Genomic DNA, 255 nt, shown 5'->3' with positions numbered 1-255 from the left:
TGCCTGAGCGCGCGCATGCTGACTCCCAAACAGGATATGAGGACGCCGGTCACAGTGCTGACCGGCTTTCTCGGCAGCGGAAAGACCACATTGCTCAATCGCGCCCTGCGCGATCCGGCGATGACGCACACCGCCGTGATCATAAACGAGTTTGGAGAGATCGGGATCGATCACGCCCTCACCACGGCGAGCGACGATACGATCATGGTGCTGGAAAATGGCTGCCTGTGCTGCACGGTCTTTGGCGACCTCATC

1 protein-coding gene is annotated in these 255 nt (G+C 60.0%); it reads left to right on the top strand.

Annotation, left to right across the window (positions count from 1 at the left end; all coding sequences use genetic code 11):
• Positions 1-15 precede the first annotated feature (15 nt).
• On the top strand, positions 16-255 hold a 240-nt coding region (locus tag MRBLMA1_RS22365), incomplete at its 3' end, for a CobW family GTP-binding protein (RefSeq protein WP_363739296.1).

The sequence above is a fragment of the Sphingobium sp. LMA1-1-1.1 genome, assembly GCF_040676365.1.
Taxonomy (GTDB): Bacteria; Pseudomonadota; Alphaproteobacteria; order Sphingomonadales; family Sphingomonadaceae; genus Sphingobium.
Note: the sequence above shows the minus strand (reverse complement) of the source record. Positions and strands in the feature narration are given on the sequence as shown.